The 17935-nt window shown below is 37.4% G+C and carries 15 protein-coding genes and 1 other annotated feature; of the genes, 8 read left to right on the forward strand and 7 right to left on the reverse strand.

From position 1 onward, the window contains the following. The first annotated feature begins 289 nt into the window (after positions 1 to 289). The 3 genes from ccpA (at position 290) to motS (ending at position 2882) form a co-directional block, all read left to right on the forward strand. A complete protein-coding gene (gene ccpA, locus A2U94_RS04360) occupies positions 290 to 1288 on the forward strand; it encodes a catabolite control protein A (protein WP_025909479.1) in 999 nt (332 codons plus the stop codon). Between the two features lie 78 nt (positions 1289 to 1366). Next, the gene (motP, locus tag A2U94_RS04365; protein ID WP_025909478.1) at positions 1367 to 2176 is read left to right on the forward strand and encodes a flagellar motor protein MotP; all 810 of its coding nucleotides are present in this window, start codon (positions 1367 to 1369) and stop codon (positions 2174 to 2176) included. Between the two features lie 37 nt (positions 2177 to 2213). Beyond that, positions 2214 to 2882: a flagellar motor protein MotS gene (gene motS, locus A2U94_RS04370; RefSeq protein WP_035320529.1), complete on the forward strand. Its 669-nt coding sequence runs from the start codon at positions 2214 to 2216 to the stop codon at positions 2880 to 2882. Positions 2883 to 2931: 49 nt separating this feature from the next. Here motS and A2U94_RS04375 read toward each other — a convergent pair whose 3' ends face one another. The 3 genes from A2U94_RS04375 to A2U94_RS04385 are packed head-to-tail and all read right to left on the reverse strand — an operon-like array spanning position 2932 to position 5400. After that, positions 2932 to 4110 (reverse strand): acetoin utilization protein AcuC, encoded by a 1179-nt coding sequence (locus A2U94_RS04375; protein WP_025909476.1) that lies wholly within the window; start codon positions 4108 to 4110, stop codon positions 2932 to 2934. Further along, positions 4107 to 4751, reverse strand: coding sequence for an acetoin utilization AcuB family protein (locus A2U94_RS04380; RefSeq protein ID WP_025909475.1), 645 nt, complete (start codon positions 4749 to 4751; stop codon positions 4107 to 4109). Before A2U94_RS04380 ends, A2U94_RS04375 begins: the two co-directional genes overlap by 4 nt. Positions 4752 to 4767: 16 nt before the next feature. Next, positions 4768 to 5400 (reverse strand): GNAT family N-acetyltransferase, encoded by a 633-nt coding sequence (locus tag A2U94_RS04385; protein ID WP_025909474.1) that lies wholly within the window; start codon positions 5398 to 5400, stop codon positions 4768 to 4770. 222 nt (positions 5401 to 5622) lie between these two features. On the opposite strand from A2U94_RS04385, the gene acsA reads away from it, so the two are divergent. Next, on the forward strand, positions 5623 to 7338 hold the full coding sequence (gene acsA / locus A2U94_RS04390; protein ID WP_025909473.1) for an acetate--CoA ligase: 1716 nt from the start codon (positions 5623 to 5625) through the stop codon (positions 7336 to 7338). Between the two features lie 404 nt (positions 7339 to 7742). After that, positions 7743 to 7958: a binding site (T-box leader), on the forward strand. A gap of 59 nt (positions 7959 to 8017) precedes the next feature. Beyond that, the gene (tyrS, locus tag A2U94_RS04395; protein ID WP_025909472.1) at positions 8018 to 9274 is read left to right on the forward strand and encodes a tyrosine--tRNA ligase; all 1257 of its coding nucleotides are present in this window, start codon (positions 8018 to 8020) and stop codon (positions 9272 to 9274) included. Between the two features lie 81 nt (positions 9275 to 9355). Here the strand turns inward: tyrS and rpsD are convergent, their stop codons facing one another. Further along, positions 9356 to 9958, reverse strand: coding sequence for a 30S ribosomal protein S4 (gene rpsD / locus A2U94_RS04400; RefSeq protein WP_062686749.1), 603 nt, complete (start codon positions 9956 to 9958; stop codon positions 9356 to 9358). A gap of 324 nt (positions 9959 to 10282) precedes the next feature. On the opposite strand from rpsD, the gene A2U94_RS04405 reads away from it, so the two are divergent. Further along, a complete protein-coding gene (locus A2U94_RS04405) occupies positions 10283 to 12115 on the forward strand; it encodes a sensor domain-containing diguanylate cyclase (RefSeq protein WP_025909470.1) in 1833 nt (610 codons plus the stop codon). Positions 12116 to 12150: 35 nt separating this feature from the next. On the opposite strand, the gene msrC is transcribed toward A2U94_RS04405, so the two are convergent. Next, positions 12151 to 12630, reverse strand: coding sequence for a free L-methionine (R)-S-oxide reductase MsrC (gene msrC, locus A2U94_RS04410; RefSeq protein ID WP_025909469.1), 480 nt, complete (start codon positions 12628 to 12630; stop codon positions 12151 to 12153). A gap of 245 nt (positions 12631 to 12875) precedes the next feature. Between msrC and refZ the strand changes: the two genes are divergently transcribed. Then, positions 12876 to 13529, forward strand: coding sequence for a forespore capture DNA-binding protein RefZ (refZ, locus tag A2U94_RS04415; RefSeq protein WP_025909468.1), 654 nt, complete (start codon positions 12876 to 12878; stop codon positions 13527 to 13529). Here refZ and hisJ read toward each other — a convergent pair. After that, on the reverse strand, positions 13515 to 14309 hold the full coding sequence (hisJ, locus tag A2U94_RS04420) for a histidinol-phosphatase HisJ (protein ID WP_025909467.1): 795 nt from the start codon (positions 14307 to 14309) through the stop codon (positions 13515 to 13517). The two genes, refZ and hisJ, sit on opposite strands and share 15 nt — an antisense overlap. Positions 14310 to 14623: 314 nt before the next feature. Between hisJ and ezrA the strand changes: the two genes are divergently transcribed. Continuing rightward, the gene (ezrA, locus tag A2U94_RS04425; RefSeq protein ID WP_025909466.1) at positions 14624 to 16315 is read left to right on the forward strand and encodes a septation ring formation regulator EzrA; all 1692 of its coding nucleotides are present in this window, start codon (positions 14624 to 14626) and stop codon (positions 16313 to 16315) included. 53 nt (positions 16316 to 16368) lie between these two features. Here the strand turns inward: ezrA and brnQ are convergent, their stop codons facing one another. After that, positions 16369 to 17730, reverse strand: coding sequence for a branched-chain amino acid transport system II carrier protein (gene brnQ / locus A2U94_RS04430; protein ID WP_062954428.1), 1362 nt, complete (start codon positions 17728 to 17730; stop codon positions 16369 to 16371). Positions 17731 to 17935: the final 205 nt, after the last annotated feature.

Below are 17935 nucleotides of genomic sequence, written 5' to 3' on the forward strand. Positions count from 1 at the left end.
AGGCGTTGCGGTTCAGCACATAGTGTCGTATAGTAGTTACAGATATTCGCTATAATTCTGTCAATTATTTTTTTATTCAAGTCCCTGTATGTACGTGTATATACATAAGAACTTTTGATGATTTATGAATAGACGTTATATAGAATGGGTATTTAATTGGTATATAAAAATCATGAATGAAAATCTTACAACTATTTCGTTATATGCAAGAAGGGTTTATATACGTAATTACAAGTTATCATTTAAGGGCAAAATAAGTGAACAAGTAATAAAAAAGGAGTGTGTCGTTATGAACGTAACAATTTATGATGTAGCAAGAGAAGCGAGTGTATCAATGGCAACGGTTTCGCGCGTTGTGAACGGAAACCCTAACGTGAAGCCTTCGACAAGAAAAAAAGTACTGGAAACAATTGAGCGTTTGGGCTATCGTCCTAACGCAGTAGCAAGAGGGTTAGCAAGTAAAAAAACAACAACAGTAGGGGTTATTATCCCAGATATTTCAAGTATCTTTTACGCAGAACTTGCACGTGGTATTGAAGATATCGCTACAATGTATAAATACAACATTATTCTAAGTAACTCCGATCAAAACCAAGATAAAGAACTGCATCTATTAAATACAATGCTAGGTAAACAAGTAGACGGAATTATTTTCATGAGTGGGAATTTAACGGAAGAGCATGTAGAAGAGTTAAAGAAGTCACCAGTTCCGATTGTATTAGCAGCGTCTATTGAATCTACAAACCAAATTCCATCTGTCACAATCGATTATGAACAAGCAGCATATGATGCGGTTAAGTCTTTAATTGACAATGGCCACAGTAAAATTGCATTCTTAGCAGGTACTCTAGAAGAGCCTATTAATCATGCCCAAAAATTAAAAGGTTATGAAAGAGCATTAACAGATCATCAAATAGACGTTCTGGATTCTTATATCGTGGAAGGCGATTACACATACGATTCAGGTATTGAAGCAGTTGAAAAGCTATTTGAAGAAAATGAAAAACCAACGGCTATCTTTGTAGCTACTGATGAGATGGCTCTAGGTGTTATTCATGGCGCACAAGATCGTGGATATAACGTGCCAAATGATCTTGAGGTTATTGGATTTGACAATACGCGTTTGGCTACGATGGTACGTCCGCAGTTAACTTCTGTTGTTCAACCAATGTATGATATTGGTGCAGTAGCTATGAGATTATTAACGAAGTATATGAATAAAGAAACAGTGGATAGTAGCATTGTTCAGCTTCCACACCGTATTGAATACAGACAGTCAACGAAATAAATAGAAATTTCCATAAGTAGCTAATGTGCTTAGTTATGCAGGAACACATTGAAGTTGCCATTAGTGGGGAGAGAGGGTATGAAGAAATTTGATCTATTAACGCCTATAGGGATACTGATTGGTATCTCTATGGTTGCGTTTGGCGTTATTTCTAGCGGCGGAGTACAAGGTTTTTTAATTTTTATTGATTTCCCGTCCATGCTTATTGTCTTGGGGGGAGTTTTCGGAGCTCTATGCGTCAGCTTTCCGATTAGGCAGCTTCGTAATATGTGGAGAGTTGGTTTACAAGCTTTTCAATCAAAGGAATCAAATGTTGATGAACTAATAGAAAAATTTGTACAGCTATCAGAATTAGCAAGGCGTGAAGGGTTATTGGCACTGGAAGCAGAAATGGACAAGGTTCATGATCCATTCGTGCGGAAAGGGCTGCTATTAGCAATTGACGGCGTAGAGCCTGAAGTAATTAAAGAAATGTTAGAAGCAGAAATTATTGGAATTGAAGAGCGTCATTCTAAGGGAAGAAGCGTGTTTGAAAAAGCTGGCGATTATGCTCCAGCTTGGGGAATGGTAGGAACATTAATTGGACTTGTTTTAATGTTAAGAAACTTGAATACCCCTTCTACGCTTGGCCCGAATATGGCTATTGCACTTTTGACGACACTATATGGTTCTCTTCTTTCAAATTTATTATTTCAACCAATTGCAGCCAAGCTAGCAGTGAAAACAGAGCAGGAAGTATTTATGAAAGAAGTAGTAATTGAAGCAGTTGTCGGTTTGCAAAGCGGTCAAAACCCGAGATTATTGCAAGAAAAGCTAAAAGCATTTATACCCGCTAAAAAAGCAAGACAATCTCTGCTTAAAGAGAGGGCTAGCGTCCGTGAAGCGTAGAAAAAAAGTTCAGCACTCTTCACAGTCGAACAAATGGATGGTGACGTTTGCAGACCTTGTTACGTTAATATTAGTGTTTTTTATTTTACTTTTCTCTATGTCTAATATCGATAATATTAAGTTTAAGCAATTAGTAAATTCTTTAGGATTGTCAGAGTCTAACGGAGCAGATGCTTCTATTATTGAATTTGAATCCTCTTCACAGTCGCAAGAGGGAAATAATAAAAAAGTCCTTAGTAACAAGTCAGAAGAGCTTGATCGTATTCTTTTACAGGTACAACAATATCTTGAGGAAAATAACCTTCAGGAAGTGATAACTGCGAATCGTGATGAGCGAGGAGTCGTTTTGGTATTACAAGAACAGGTATTATTTGAGACAGGAGAAGCGGAGATTTTAAAAAAAGGCTACCCGTTCCTAAATAAGTTGGGCGCACTTTTTACGACGATACCTAATCAGATAAAAATTGAAGGCTATACCGATAATCGACCGATTAAAACGTACCGTTATCCATCGAACTGGGAGTTATCTACTGCAAGAGCGAGCAGCGTCATTCGTTATTTTATAGCTCATTATGATTTAAAGTCTGAGCAATTTATCGCTATCGGCTACGGGGAAGCAAAGCCTGTTGTTGAAAATACGTCAGAAGCCAATATGCAAAAGAATCGACGCGTTGAGATTATTATTTCTGACCCGACCAATGAGTAGTTATTCAGAGCATGGCCTCTTCTTATGATATGAGAAGAGGCCATGCTTTTTAGTGAGACGAAGCTTCTTTCTGATGCGAGCGAATAGGAAAGAGCGCTCGAGAGACAGTATGAGCATTCTTTTCTTCAATTTCTTGCCTTCTTGGAATAGGATCATAAATTCCATCTTCATCATCCCATTTTGTACAAATTGGGATGGGCGCTTCTCTTTCCCACTTTTGAATCCAAGTGGTCGGTAAGTTTCCTGTAATCGATTGCTTTTCTAACATCTCCAGCCAAATAAAGGACCAAGCACGTGGAACCACCCGCCAAATATCATACCCTCCACCACCTACTCCAATCCACTTTCCATTGCAGTATTTATGAGCGATTTCATGCGCAACTTTTGGGATTTCTCGATACATTTTAGTCGTGCCGCAGAGGTGAGTAAGAGGATCATAGTAATGAGAATCAGCACCGTTTTGAGTTAAGATAACGTCAGGCTTAAAGAACGCAGCAACCGCTTCAAGCGATGTTTTATAGGCTTGTAACCATGAATCGTCTTCTGTATAGGCATCAACTGGTATATTAAATGAATATCCGTATCCTTTATTATGTCCGCGCTCGTTTACATCGCCAGTTCCAGGGAATAGGTATCTACCCGTTTCGTGAATAGATAAAGTACATACAGAAGGATCGTCGTAAAAAGTCCACTGCACGCCATCACCGTGATGAGCATCTGTATCGACATATAAAATGCGGGCACTGTATTTTTCTTGCATATAGCGAATAGCTACCGCACTATCATTATAGATGCAAAAGCCGGATGCTTTTCCTCGAAAGCCATGGTGAAGTCCACCACCAAGATTTAGTGCATGGTTAGCTTTTCCTGTCATTACTTGATCTACGGCAGTAAGTGTACCACCAACGAGAAATGCACTAGCTTCGTGCATGTTATGAAAAATAGGCGTATCTTCCGTTCCCAGTCCATAGCTTTCACCTTTTGTTGTCGATAAATTTCCTAATCCAGCATCTTTAACAGCTTGTATATAAGCAGGGTCATGAACGAGCGCTAGTTCTTCGTCAGTAGCCATTCTGGGTAAGACAATTTGTTTATCTGTTAGCATTCCAGATTCCAGCAATAGTTCATAAGTTAGCTTTACTCGGAGCTGGTTAAAAGGGTGATGGTGGTTAAATTTATAGGTTAATAAATCTTCAGAGTAAATAAAGACGGCATCTTGTTTTTTCATAACGTACTCTCCAGTGGTTTTGGCCAAATAACTTCGTAGCCGTGATCACGTAAATCATTAATAATGCTAAGCGGGTTAAATGTTTGAACCCTAAAAACGAGTACTTTATATCGATCATCTTTATGAGGATATACTAGGACGCTCAAGATGTTCGTACGGTGTTGACCAAAAATAGCTGTCACATCACTTAAAACACCAGCTTGGTTTTTAACTTTCACTTCAATATGTGACCCAGGCTTATGTGACCCAGTTAGCTGAATAAAGCTACGCAATAAGTCTCGTTCGGTAACGACACCGATTAGACGGTTCTCTTGTGTAACAGGTATGCATCCAATTTGGTTTTCATAGAAGACGTTTGCGATATCTTCTACAAAATCAAGAGGGTGTGCAGTAATAACATTCTTTTGCATGATGCGATGAATAGGTTCTGATAATTCAGTGGACTTTGAAGATGGATTTAAAATTGATGGACTAGCATCTCGTATATCACGATCAGAGATGATACCAACAATATGATGTGCATGATTCACAATTGGAATATGACGAATTTTATATGTATCTAGCAAATGAAGTGCTTCAGCAATGGTATCAGTCGGTGCTAGAGTAATAACATCTTGAATCATAATCTCTTCAACAAGCATATAAAACGCCTCCTTATCAATACATAAAGCGATTTTGAAAACGCAGATGATCAAACGATTGAACGCTATCTAAATTGACTCTTTTTCCTATTCGAGCCATTAAACAGTTGGCTGGATGTGAGCTGATTTCCGGGTCATCTGTTGCATACCAGGTTAATCCACCCGTGTTCATCATTTTTTCCATGATTTTACGATATTCCCACACGTTTAAGCCTGTTCCTTTTAAATCCCAATGCCAATAATATTCTGTTGTAATAATAATATAATCTTCCATGGCATCATCCATCATTGAAACTTTTAATAAGCTTTTGCCAATCGAGTAGCTTCTAAATGGAGCTGCTACTTCAATGGCACCCAGTTCAATTAAATTATCCATTTTCCCTTCAGACCACCTTTCTAAGGGGTCTGGATATAAGAAGGTGACATAGCCAACAACCGTATGGTTGATGCGTGCAACAATAATTCTACCTTCGGGCAAGTCGGCAATTTCAACTAGAGCTTGCTTTTGCTGTTCAGCGGGTCTAAAAGCTGTTAATTCTTGATGGAAATCTAGCTGTGCTAATGTTGTAGAGGAAACGGGACCTTCAATAACTAACGTCCCAACAGGAGTTTTAACTTCTTTCATATTGTATGTTTTGATGTGATTCAACAAGGTCACCACCTTTATTCGGTCTTATCTGTATTATACATAAAATCGAGATAAATGAAGCGTTTTCAATAAATTTATCAAGAAAAAAAGGAAATTGGTAAAATTAGTCGAATTATTCTATCGAGAACAGAGCATCATCCCAATAAATATTTTTAAAATTGAGAAAATTAAAGCTCTGTTATATAATAGGAATGAGAATATTTACATAAGGGGGAGTTTGTGATGAAAGTGGAAGCGCTTCCTGTAATTAACGGTGAGTATAATTTACAGGACTATGATCAAATGTATACAGAATTTGATTGGTCGCAGGTGGAAAAAGAATTTTCTTGGCATGAAACAGGTAAACTAAATGCTGCCTATGAAGCAATCGATAGGCACGCAAACTCTACGCGTAAAAACAAAGTAGCGCTTTATTACAGGGATGCGAATCGTAATGAAAAGTATACGTATCGTGAAATGAAAGATTGGTCGAATAAAGCAGCGAACGTTTTAAAGCAGGCAGATGTTGAAAAAGGAGATCGCGTTTTTATTTTTATGCCGAGATCCCCGGAATTGTATTTTGCTCTTTTAGGTGCTATTAAACTAGGTGCTATTGTTGGTCCATTGTTTGAAGCATTTATGGAAGGTGCTGTAAAAGATCGACTTGAAGATAGTGAAGCGAAAGTATTAATTACAACTCCAGAATTACTCCAACGTGTACCCGTTCAGGAACTACCCGCTTTAAAGCATGTTCTTCTTGTAGGTGAAGAAGTAGAAGAGCATGGACCATTTTTAGATTTTAATCAGCGTATTGCACAAGCAAGTAAAGAAGTTGAAATTGAATGGGTTGATCGAACTGATGGTATGCTGTTGCACTACACATCAGGTTCAACTGGTAAGCCAAAAGGTGTTTTACATGTTCATAATGCGATGCTACAACACTATCAAACTGCTAAATGGGTGTTGGACTTAAAAGATGAAGATGTTTATTGGTGTACGGCTGATCCCGGTTGGGTTACAGGCACATCTTACGGTATTTTTGGCCCGTGGCTAACTGGTTCAACAAATGTCATTATTGGTGGGCGCTTTAGTCCAGACTCATGGTATCAGGCTCTTGAAGAATACGGTATTACCGTATGGTATAGTGCGCCTACTGCTTTTCGTATGCTAATGGGAGCAGGAGATGAACTTATAAAACGCTATAATCTGTCTCAGCTTCGTCATGTTTTAAGTGTAGGTGAACCGCTAAATCCTGAAGTTGTGCGATGGGGAATGAAAGTGTTTCAAAAGCGTATCCATGATACGTGGTGGATGACAGAAACAGGTGCTCAAACGATTTGTAACTACCCGTGCATGAAGATTAAGCCAGGATCAATGGGCAAGCCGATTCCAGGCGTAACAGCGGCTATTGTGGATGATCAGGGCCAAGAACTTCCACCGTATCGAATGGGGAATTTAGCGATTAAAAAAGGTTGGCCTTCTATGATGCATACAATTTGGAATAACCAAGCAAAATATGAATCTTATTTTATGCCAGGTGATTGGTATGTATCAGGAGATTCAGCTTATATGGATGAAGACGGTTATTTCTGGTTCCAAGGGCGAATTGATGATGTTATTATGACGGCTGGTGAGCGAGTAGGACCGTTTGAAGTCGAAAGTAAGCTTGTGGAACATCCAGCAATTGCTGAAGCGGGCGTTATCGGAAAACCAGATCCGGTTCGTGGTGAGATTATCAAAGCATTTATCGCATTGAGAGATGGGCACGAGCCTTCAGATGAGCTGATTGAGGAAATACGTCAGTTCGTGAAAAAAGGGTTGGCTGCTCATGCAGCACCGCGTGAAATTGAATTTAGAGACAAGCTTCCAAAAACAAGAAGCGGTAAGATTATGCGACGTGTTTTAAAAGCATGGGAGTTAGATCTTCCAACAGGTGATTTATCAACTATGGAAGATTAATCGAAAAAAGAGGCTGGGACCTAAGTAATTCAGCCAATGATAAACCTGAACGGTTGAGAGTTCCTCACTTTTAATTGTTCAGGTTTTTTGTTGATTGTGAAAACAATGTTGGAAACAGGGTGGAACGGAGTGTAGGACACTCGACTCCTGCGGGAAATAGAGGGAAACCTGAGATCCTGCAGCGCAACGAGGAAGCTCAGGTTCCTCCATGCGGAAAGCGAGCGGCCGTAGTGCAATGGAACGAACGTGTTCTGACAACGTAAAGAGGTGAGAAAAGGGAGTGTTCGTCTTTTTGGAAATTTGTTTTGTTATGTCTCACTCTCTTTTAGTTTTTATCACATAGATTGCTACTTGAATTTTAAAATGAAATCATTCATAATAATGCTGTATAGATTTTTTTAATATAAAATGCAGAGATAGGAAAAAGTAGTAGCTGTCTCCCTGTTAAAGAGAGCTGGTGGTCGGTGTAAATCAGCCATAGACAGATATGAAGTACATCCTTGAGCATCTTTTGTGAACGTGTTAGTAGCAAAAGACGGGAAGACCGTTACATCGTTTAAGTGGAAAATAACCGTTGTTATTTTCAAATAGGGTGGTACCGCGATATTTTCGTCCCTTCTTTTATAGAAGGGGCGTTTTTGTGTTGTTTTGAAAGATATATTAAAGGAGAGAAACTTAGATGAACATTTTACAAGATCTTGAATTCCGTGGTCTTATTAATCAACAAACGGATGAAAAAGGATTAAGTGAGTTATTAAATTCTGAATCAGTTCGCTTATACTGTGGATTCGACCCAACGGCTGATAGCTTACACATTGGTCATTTATTACCCGTGTTAATTTTACGTCGCTTCCAGCAAGCTGGTCATCAACCAATTGCACTAGTTGGTGGAGGTACAGGTCTTATTGGAGATCCAAGTGGGAAAAAAGCAGAACGTACGTTAAATGAAAAAGAAACGGTAGCGATGTTTAGTGATCGTATTAAAGGTCAGCTATCTCGCTTCTTAGATTTTGAAAACGGGGATAATCAAGCGGTTATTGCAAATAACTATGACTGGATTGGATCTCTAGATGTGATTACATTCTTACGTGATATCGGCAAAAACTTTGGTATTAATTATATGATGGCAAAAGATTCTGTTCAATCACGCATTGAGTCAGGAATTTCTTTCACAGAATTTAGCTACATGATTTTACAGTCTTATGACTTCTTAAACTTATACAAAACGTATAACTGTAAGCTGCAAATTGGGGGAAGCGACCAGTGGGGGAACATTACAGCTGGCCTTGAACTAATTCGTAAATCTGAAGAAGATGCAAAGGCATTTGGTTTAACAGTTCCGCTTGTAACAAAAGCTGACGGTACAAAGTTCGGTAAAACAGAAGGTGGAGCAGTTTGGTTAGATGCTGAAAAGACAAGCCCTTATGAGTTCTATCAGTTCTGGATCAACACAGATGACCGCGATGTTGTAAAATACTTAAAATATTTTACGTTCTTATCTCATGAAGAGATTACGGCGCTTGAAGCATCTGCCAATGAAGCGCCTGAAAAACGTGAAGCTCAAAAAGCGTTAGCGGGTGAAATGACAGAACTTGTTCATGGGAAGGCAGCTCTAGAGCAAGCAATTCGTATTTCACAAGCGTTATTTAATGGTAACATTGCTGAGTTAACTGCAGGAGAAATTAAAGAAGGATTTAAAGATGTACCTTCTTACAATCATAGTGGTGAAGAAGTAGGACTTATCGATTTACTTGTTGAAAGTAAAATTTCTCCGTCTAAACGTCAAGCACGTGAAGATGTAACAAACGGGGCAATTTATATTAATGGAGAACGTATTCAAGATCTTCAAAAAGTAATGACGGAAGCAGACCGTATTGAAGGGCAGTTCACAGTTATTCGACGCGGTAAGAAAAAATATACGTTAATTCAATATTAATGAAAAGACGCTCAAGTTTGAGCGTCTTTTTTCATGAGTAAACAAAAAAAGACTCCCAATAGAGGGAATCTTTTTTTACTATTAACGAGAGTAGAACTCTACGATTAGTGCTTCGTTGATTTCAGGAGATAATTCAGTACGCTCAGGTAAGCGAGTGAAAGTACCTTCTAATTTTTCTGCATCTACAGTTAAGTAGTCTGGTACGAAGTTTGTAGCTTCTACAGATTCTTTAATAATTGAAAGGTTGCGAGATTTTTCGCGAACACCAATCACTTGACCAGGTTGTACACGGTAAGAGGGAATGTCAACGCGTTTACCATCAACTAAGATGTGACCGTGGTTAACTAATTGACGAGCTTGACGACGAGTGCGTGCAAGACCCATACGGTATACTAAGTTATCAAGACGAGATTCTAAAAGAATCATGAAGTTCTCACCGTGCTTACCAGTTAATTTACCAGCAGCAACGAATAAGTTACGGAATTGACGCTCGTTTACGCCATACATGTGACGTAATTTTTGCTTTTCTTGTAATTGTAAACCGTACTCAGAAATTTTCTTACGTTGTCCTGGGCCATGTGGACCTGGAGCGTAAGGGCGTTTTTCTAATTCTTTACCTGTACCGCTTAGAGAAAGACCTAAACGACGAGAAATTTTCCAACTTGGACCTGTATAACGAGCCATGATGACTCCTCCTTGTTTGTGTTTTTATTTTATGCAAAACAAAAACAGACACATTCTAACGATATGCTCATTTTGTTTTCATGTACCATCGCTCTAGCAGCAGAGAGTTACACGATACACCATCAGCTCATGCTGAGGAACAAAATGAAAAAACATAAAGAAGACTGTATAAGCTGCAATATTTTACACAACGAGTATTATATGTTTTCTACATCAGATTGTCAAGCCTGTTAATTTAAAAGGTTATGATAGGAAAAAACAGGATTTTTTATTATAATAAAAGAATGGTTTAGAAGAGGAATTAATGGTGTAGGTGATAATGAAATGAATCAACAAGAAGTTTTGAGAGAATTAAAAGGACGTTTATTTGAATTAACGCACGTTAATGACAATGCTGAATCATTACGACAAACATTAGATAAAATGGTGCAGAGCATCATTTCTATATTGGAATCTAGCAGTGGTTTTATTGCGTTAAAAGCAGGAGAACTCTATGGCTATAAATTAATAGCATCTGTAAATAAAAAAGGTAATCAAAGCAATGATAAGGGTGAAAAAGAGGTATTAGACCTTCTTAACTCTTTACCGTTACATACTCAACAAAGCTATTATGTGACAGATTCGTATATTGTAATGGCGCTAACAATTGAGCATTATCATTGTTTGTTTGGTATAGAAAGAACGAATTTAGTAAAGGGAAATAGTAATAGCTTTTTAACAGAGCTTAGCAAGCAGTGTATTGCATTTCTAAAGAAAGTATATGCCCATTATCAAACATCCATTGATAAGGCGCGATATAAGGAGCTATACGAATTAACAGAAGCATTTAACCGTTCCATGAACATGGATTACATATTAGAAAAAGTGATAAGCGTATTGGAAGGTATGTATCCAACGTATCAACATAAAATTTATGTTGCCCATGATTATCGTGGGCGGTATATCGATAAAATCTTGCCCCTATCATACGATGATCAAGAGCTAATGAATATTTATGTGACAGGTGAGGTTGACGTAGTTTCAACAGATAGTACAGGCTTCAAAGTTTATGCACCTCTTGTAGGTTCGCAGGGAACTTATGGTGTGCTTATTATGGAAAAGAGTACACCATCTTTTTTTTCACATTCAGAAATCCCCTTTATTAAGCAATTAATCAGCGTCACAGCAGGGGCATTGGAGAAGGTACAGCTTTATGTACGTTCGCAAAAGAACCTTACCGATTTAAAGCTCATTAATGAAACATCACGTCATTTAAACGAAAAATTAAATCTACACGACGGTATTCATTATGTGTCGAATCGAATTATGACATCATTTGATGCTCAAGAGGTTGGCGTAATCTTCTTTGAGGATGATTATTATGCCCCATTAAAAGGAAACACTGCATTTTTTGACACCCCTGGTGCGAGATACTATATTGAGTATGCATATAAAAGGATTACTCAGGAGAATGAATCGTTGTTTATAAACAATATAGTTGGAGAGCTGAATGATGAACTTGTTACATTTCAATCACTAATTGCTGTACCGATGGTTCAAGACCAACAGTTAAAAGGTATGGTAATGGTTCTTCATAAGCAACCTTATTTCTTCTCTTTTGATACATTTAAGCTCGTTCAGGAGATTGTTCATCATTCAACGCTTGCATTTGTGAACGCGATGCTGCGAGATGAATTAGAAAAGTTAGTCGTGACAGATCATTTGAGTAAGCTTTATTCGAGGAAACACTTGGATCAGTGTATTGAAGAGTCTATGAGAAAAGATTCGGGCGGCTCATTTATTTTATTAGATATTGATAATTTTAAGAGAATAAACGATACATATGGTCATCAAGTAGGAGATGATATTATCATTCAAATATCAAATATTATTAAAAGGAATATTAGGTTAAATGATGTAGCAGCAAGGTGGGGCGGGGAAGAATTAGCTGTTTACTTGCCCTGCACTACATTAAGTATCGCAAAGCGCATAGCGAATCGGCTTGTTAAGCGTGTAGAAGAAGAAACAATCCCAAAGACAACAATTTCCTCTGGTATTTCTTTTTGGTCTCAAGAACAACAAGATTCAACTGAGAAACTATTTAAGCGGGCTGACCTAGCATTGTATGAAGCGAAAAAAAGAGGAAAAAACCAAGCCGTTATTCAAGAGTATAAATAATAAAGAGGATGCTTAAGCATCCTCTTTATTATTTATTACATTGCTTCTAGCAAAGCTTCAACAAACTTCTCTAAATAAGCTTGGTCTAGTTCATCAAAACGGTTTTTAATTGGGCTATCGATGTCCAACACACCAATTAATTTATCGTCTTTTACAATAGGGACAACAATCTCTGATTGAGATGCAGCATCGCAAGCGATATGACCGGGAAACTGATGTACATCAGCAACAAGCTGCGTTTGTTGTGTTTCAGCGGCAGTTCCACAAACACCTCTTCCAAATGGAATTCTTACGCATGCTGGTAAGCCCTGGAAAGGGCCAAGCACTAGCTGATTTCCTTCCGTTAAATAAAATCCAACCCAGTTTACATCTTCTAAAAACTGGTTTAAAAGTGCTGAAGCATTAGAAAGGTTTGCGATCAGATTATTTTCTCCGTCAATTAATGCACGAAGTTGCTTTAAAACAAGTTCATAATTTTTTTCTCTTGATTCGCTATAGTTTTCGACATGAAACATGTTATTCTCCCCCATTCAACATAAAACGTATAAAATGTATCAAAGCGCGTCGTTCTGTTCATGACTTTGTCGATAAAAGATTACAGGAACTTAGAAGCTTATCACGAATTATGTAGATAAGCCCATAAAACCCTTTTAAATAATGTAACGATTTCTCTCGGATTTTGCAATGACTTTGATTGTGTATAAGAAGACGTGATTCCTGCTTAAATATCACTTGATTGAAAAAAGATGAGGTGGTAAAAATGGTTGCTCAAGCTAAAACGAAGGAACGAATTATTGACGCTGCGGTTTCATTATTTAACGCGAAAGGTTTTGATGGAACTTCAGTACGCGAGATTGCTACAAAAGCAAAGGTGAACGTAGCGAATATTTCATATTACTTTGAAGGTAAAGAAGGGCTATTAGAAACGCTTGTTACAACTTACTTTGAAGGCTATATAGCAGAACTTGAAAATGAATTTGAGCTCAGGGGATATAAAGATGCTAAGGAGTGTTTACAGGGGATGGTCTCTGCTGTACTGAATTATCAGCACGAAAACCGTACAATTGCGCGGCTTGTATATCGCGAGATTTCACTAGACACAACGTTCATAAGAGAAGTTATGACAACATACTTAACAAAAGAAAAGTACTACCTTAAAACCGTTTTAGAAAAAGGAATGGAAGATAGGGAATTTCGAAAGGTTAACCCTTCATTTATCATTATTCAGCTGAAAGCACTGCTTTCGATGCCCTACCTTCATCCACAATATTTAACAGAGGTATTATATATTATGCCTCAAGAAACCTACTTTTTAGAGCAATACAATGGCGAACTAACTGCTTGGATTCGAACGATGCTATATGAACAGCGTGAACCGAAAAAGCAAGTGTACGTGCGTTTAACAAGAAAATAGCGTTTCGTAACCTTGACCGAGGTCCTTCGCACAATGGGCATCTGATCCATAGACAAGAGGGATCTTTTTTTTGCGTGCTAATTCAAGCACATCAGGAGCAGGGTATGCTTCTTGACAAAGAGGTTTAAAGAGTCCAGCTGCATTATAATCAAGCTCCAAGTTTTGTTGCTGAATAGCTAATAAAATCGTATTAATTTTTTCAGTAAATCGATTTGGACACGGAAATTGCTTTTTGAATTTGTGAACAAGTGTAATATGTCCAATTCGCTTCGGCTTAAAAAGTCCTAGGTCATAGTTTACAGACTTCAACAGCGTTTCGTAGTACTTATCATATGTTTTGCTTACACTCCCAAATTTCTGTACAATATGAGCAAATGCTTCGGGGCTATAATCTAAACAAAAGTACTGACGGTCAAATCTTAAAAAGTGAACAGACAGTATGCTGTCGTCTAAGTGAGGGCCGTATTCATTTAAAAATTGCGTAGTTTTCGTTTCAAATCCATCAATATAATCCACTTCAAGTCCAACGTTGATTTTTAAATCGTTGGCATACTGCTCTTTTATGTGATGGACATCTTTTAAATAATTTTCAAGCTGTGTCATCGACATGCCGCTATCTTGTTCCGGAGTTGGGTCAACAAAATTCTCAGGAATCGGGGCATGCTCTGTAAATGAAATTTCCTGGAAGCCTAATTGGATGGCTTTCTCTACATAAGCTTGTAATGAATCCTGTGAGCCATGTGGACAAAATGGTGTGTGGATATGTCGGTCTACCTTCATCAACTTGCATCACTCCTTTCATTTTCTTTAATTGTAACGTTGTAGGCTAAAACTTCAACTGTAGAACTCAAAATTTCAGCAATTTTGTCGATGAATTTAGAAAAGCAAAAGGTTTTTCTTTGAAAGAAATGATAAAAGGAGACACAGTCGACAAATTTCCAATATTTTGTGTGAAAAAATTAAAATTTTTGCTCAAAAGCAAGGCTTTACATGGTATCATAAAAACATTGACGCTTAAACATTTAAAGGATTACAATAACCCTTTTTATAAATAGGAAACTTGTCATGTAGAACGTATTGTAAGGGGGCTTAGTATGGAATTTATTATTGCACTAATCATACTAATTATTGGATTAGTTGTGTACGGAATGTTTTCACGAAAAAAAATTTATCAGGAAATTGACCGGCTTGAATCCCGTAAGATGGAGTTAGAGAATATGCCGGTGGCAGAGGAAATTTCAAAAGTAAAAGAACTAAACATGACAGGTCAAACTGAAGAGCTATTTGAACGCTGGCGTGAACAGTGGGATGAAATCGTAGCAACTGAGCTTCCAAAAGTTGATGAATTACTTTTTGAAACGGAAGAATGTGCAGATAAATACCGCTTTAAAAAAGCGAAGCAACTATCTATACATATTAATGAACTGTTAGATAAAACAAAGGCTGAGATTGAGAACATATTAACAGAATTACAAAATCTCATTGGCAGCGAACAAAATAATCGTCATGACATTGAAGAGCTTAACCAGTTGCACCGTCATGTAAAGAAAAAGTTGCTAGCGCATCGCTATTCGTATGGAAAAGCGGAAAAAACGCTGGAAGCAGCGATTGATCATGCAAAGAAACAGTTTGCTGTTTTTGAAGAAGAAACAGTAAATGGAAACTATTTACAAGCGCGAGAAACGGTTCTGCAATTAAAAACGGATTTAACGACAATTGATACATGCTTAGAACAAATTCCAAAAGTGTTAGTAGAATGTCAAACTACGCTTCCAGCTCAGTTTTCAGAGCTAATTGATGGATTTATGGGTATGACCAGAGACGGCTACGTGTTAGATCATTTGCAAGTTGAAGAAACGATTGAATTTTTAAGACATGAAACAGACACGATTATTCAACAAATCGAAGAGCTTTATGTAGAAGAAGCAATGGCAAAGCTCGATGATGTAAATGAACGCTTAGAGCAACTATACGATGCTTTAGAGCACGAAGTGTATTCATATCATAAGATGAATCAAGAATCTCAAACGGTTTCACATTTCTTGAAGATTTTACAAGATAAGAACCGAGAACTGCGAGATGAAACACTGTTCGTACAACAAAGCTATCACTTTAAAGAGAAAGACTTAGAGCTGTATTACAAAATGGATCGTGAATTAAAGCGTTTAACGAACCTTTATTATAATATCTCAGATAAAGTAGCGGAACATAACTTAGCTTATAGCGTTATTCAAGAAGAACTTGAAGATGTGTCTAAGCAACTAAAACAGCTTCAACAGTCTCAAGAATCTTATAGCGATATGCTTCAAGCGTTGAGAAAAGACGAACTAACGGCTAAAGAGCAAATTGAGGATTTAAAGTCTCAGCTTATTGAGGCAAAAAGGTTGATTCAGAAAAGTAATTTACCAGGTGTACCTGAATACTATAAGGTACAGTTAGAAAAGACGATGCACCTCTTGAAAGACGCAACGTTAAAGCTTCAAGAAAAACCTCTTAACATCCAAGCAGTCCAAGCTCTTCTTAGTGAAGCTGTAGAGGCTGTAAAAGAGACATTTGAAGAAACGGAAGCAATTCTAGAAGAAGCGCAGCTTGTGGAGAAGATGATTCAATATGGAAATCGTTACCGCAGTCAGTATGGATCGGTAGCTCAAGCGCTACGAGATGCAGAAGAGCTATTTCGTAAATATGAATATAAAGAAGCTCTAAACGAAGTAGCTAGTGCGATTGAACAGGTCGACCCTGGTGCGGTAGAAAAAATCCAGCAGTTTATGATCACAAATAGATAGAATAAAAAAACGTCAGCTTAGTCAGCTGGCGTTTTTTTATAATTGATATGAAATTATGAAGCTTTGCGAGAAGAAGATTCCAAATCTTCGATGTAGCTTCCATGGATTTTACTAATCATATAGCCAATGATACAAGCGATAAGGGTTGGAATTAGCCAGCCCATTCCATCGCTATAAAGCGGGAGGTGATTTGTAAACAGCTTGTCAATACTTGCAATTTTTAAATTAGCAGCATTTAACCCGTCAAAGAGGCTAAAGAAAGAACTTGTAACGACTGCTAATACATATACTTCACGGCCAAATCGCAGTACTGATGCAACTAGAGAAAGGACAATTAAGCTAATTGCAATTGGATAGATAAATGTAAGGATTGGTACGGAAATAGAAATTAACTGTGTTAGCCCTACATTTGCAATAACTGCACTAAATATCGTGAGCACTACTACAAAACCTTTATAAGAAAGTTTTGGAAAGATTCGATTAAAAAAAGAACTACAAGCAGAAATTAAGCCAATTGATGTAGTTAAACATGCAAATGTAATTGCTAGTCCTAAAATAATCGTTCCAAAGCCGCCAAATAGCTCGCGAGCAACAGCTGTTAAAATTGCTCCTCCGTTGGCTTGCATGCCAATAGACTCTACGCTAGATGCACCAATATAAGCTAGTGATACATATACTAAAATCAATCCAATAGCAGCAATAAAACCTGCTTTAATACAAATAGCCGAAAGTTTCTGACTATTTACAATCCCTTTTTCTCGAATACTTGAAATGACAACAATTCCAAACACAAGAGCTGCAATAGCGTCCATTGTTAAATAACCATCAACAAACCCTGCTACAAATGAAGCTGATTCGTACCTTGGTTGTGGAAGTTGAAATTCTCCCATTGGTGTCAGTAAACTTTTTAGAACAAGTATAGCTAAAACTGTTAACAACAGCGGTGTTAAAACCTTACCAATGCGATCTACAATTTTTGTTGGGTTCAATGACAAAAATAACGTAATACCAAAGAAAATAATTGTATAGATCATTAAAGGTACATTACTAGCTAACGCGCTATCAGATAAGAAAGGTGTAACACCAATTTCAAACGCTACGGTATCTGTTCTTGGAATACCAAAAAAAGGTCCAATTGCTAGATATAAAACAATTGTAAAAAATATTCCGAAAATAGGATGTACTCTGTTTGCTATTTTTGTAAAATCTCCATTGGTTTTAGATGTGGCGATGATTCCTAGTAACGGCAATCCAACACCCGTTATCAAAAAGCCAACTGTTGCGCTCCATGTATTTACCCCTGCTTGTTGTCCTAACGAGGGAGGGAAAATCATATTACCTGCACCAAAAAATAGGGCAAAAAGCATTAAACCAATAGCTAATGTCTCTTTGCGAGTCAATGCTTCTTTTTTCATAATGCCTCCTATGTTTTATAGAAATAGTATAAAGTTTCTGATACATACTATCATACTTCATAAAAAAAATGTCGAAAATTTTAAAAATCTAAATATTCAGTTTAATATTTCGGACAGTTATTATATTATTTAGGCTTTCCTTTTAGAAAAGTAATTAAGAGTATTATTTGTTTCATTTGGATAAATAAACAACATCATTTAAAAA

It is taken from the genome of Bacillus sp. VT 712 (assembly GCF_001614195.1).
Taxonomy (GTDB): Bacteria; Bacillota; Bacilli; order Bacillales; family Bacillaceae_H; genus Priestia; species Priestia flexa.

What these genes read in the sequence shown, in the direction of transcription:
- hisJ (WP_025909467.1), bottom strand. Translation starts at nt 14,309, where the DNA reads ATGAAGGTAGACCGACATATCCACACACCATTTTGTCCACATGGCTCA.
- ccpA (WP_025909479.1), top strand. Translation starts at nt 290, where the DNA reads ATGAACGTAACAATTTATGATGTAGCAAGAGAAGCGAGTGTATCAATG.
- rpsD (WP_062686749.1), bottom strand. Translation starts at nt 9,958, where the DNA reads ATGGCTCGTTATACAGGTCCAAGTTGGAAAATTTCTCGTCGTTTAGGT.
- brnQ (WP_062954428.1), bottom strand. Translation starts at nt 17,730, where the DNA reads ATGAAAAAAGAAGCATTGACTCGCAAAGAGACATTAGCTATTGGTTTA.
- motP (WP_025909478.1), top strand. Translation starts at nt 1,367, where the DNA reads ATGAAGAAATTTGATCTATTAACGCCTATAGGGATACTGATTGGTATC.
- A2U94_RS04380 (WP_025909475.1), bottom strand. Translation starts at nt 4,751, where the DNA reads ATGCTTGTTGAAGAGATTATGATTCAAGATGTTATTACTCTAGCACCG.
- A2U94_RS04405 (WP_025909470.1), top strand. Translation starts at nt 10,283, where the DNA reads ATGAATCAACAAGAAGTTTTGAGAGAATTAAAAGGACGTTTATTTGAA.
- refZ (WP_025909468.1), top strand. Translation starts at nt 12,876, where the DNA reads ATGGTTGCTCAAGCTAAAACGAAGGAACGAATTATTGACGCTGCGGTT.
- tyrS (WP_025909472.1), top strand. Translation starts at nt 8,018, where the DNA reads ATGAACATTTTACAAGATCTTGAATTCCGTGGTCTTATTAATCAACAA.
- motS (WP_035320529.1), top strand. Translation starts at nt 2,214, where the DNA reads ATGGTGACGTTTGCAGACCTTGTTACGTTAATATTAGTGTTTTTTATT.
- A2U94_RS04375 (WP_025909476.1), bottom strand. Translation starts at nt 4,110, where the DNA reads ATGAAAAAACAAGATGCCGTCTTTATTTACTCTGAAGATTTATTAACC.
- ezrA (WP_025909466.1), top strand. Translation starts at nt 14,624, where the DNA reads ATGGAATTTATTATTGCACTAATCATACTAATTATTGGATTAGTTGTG.
- msrC (WP_025909469.1), bottom strand. Translation starts at nt 12,630, where the DNA reads ATGTTTCATGTCGAAAACTATAGCGAATCAAGAGAAAAAAATTATGAA.
- acsA (WP_025909473.1), top strand. Translation starts at nt 5,623, where the DNA reads ATGAAAGTGGAAGCGCTTCCTGTAATTAACGGTGAGTATAATTTACAG.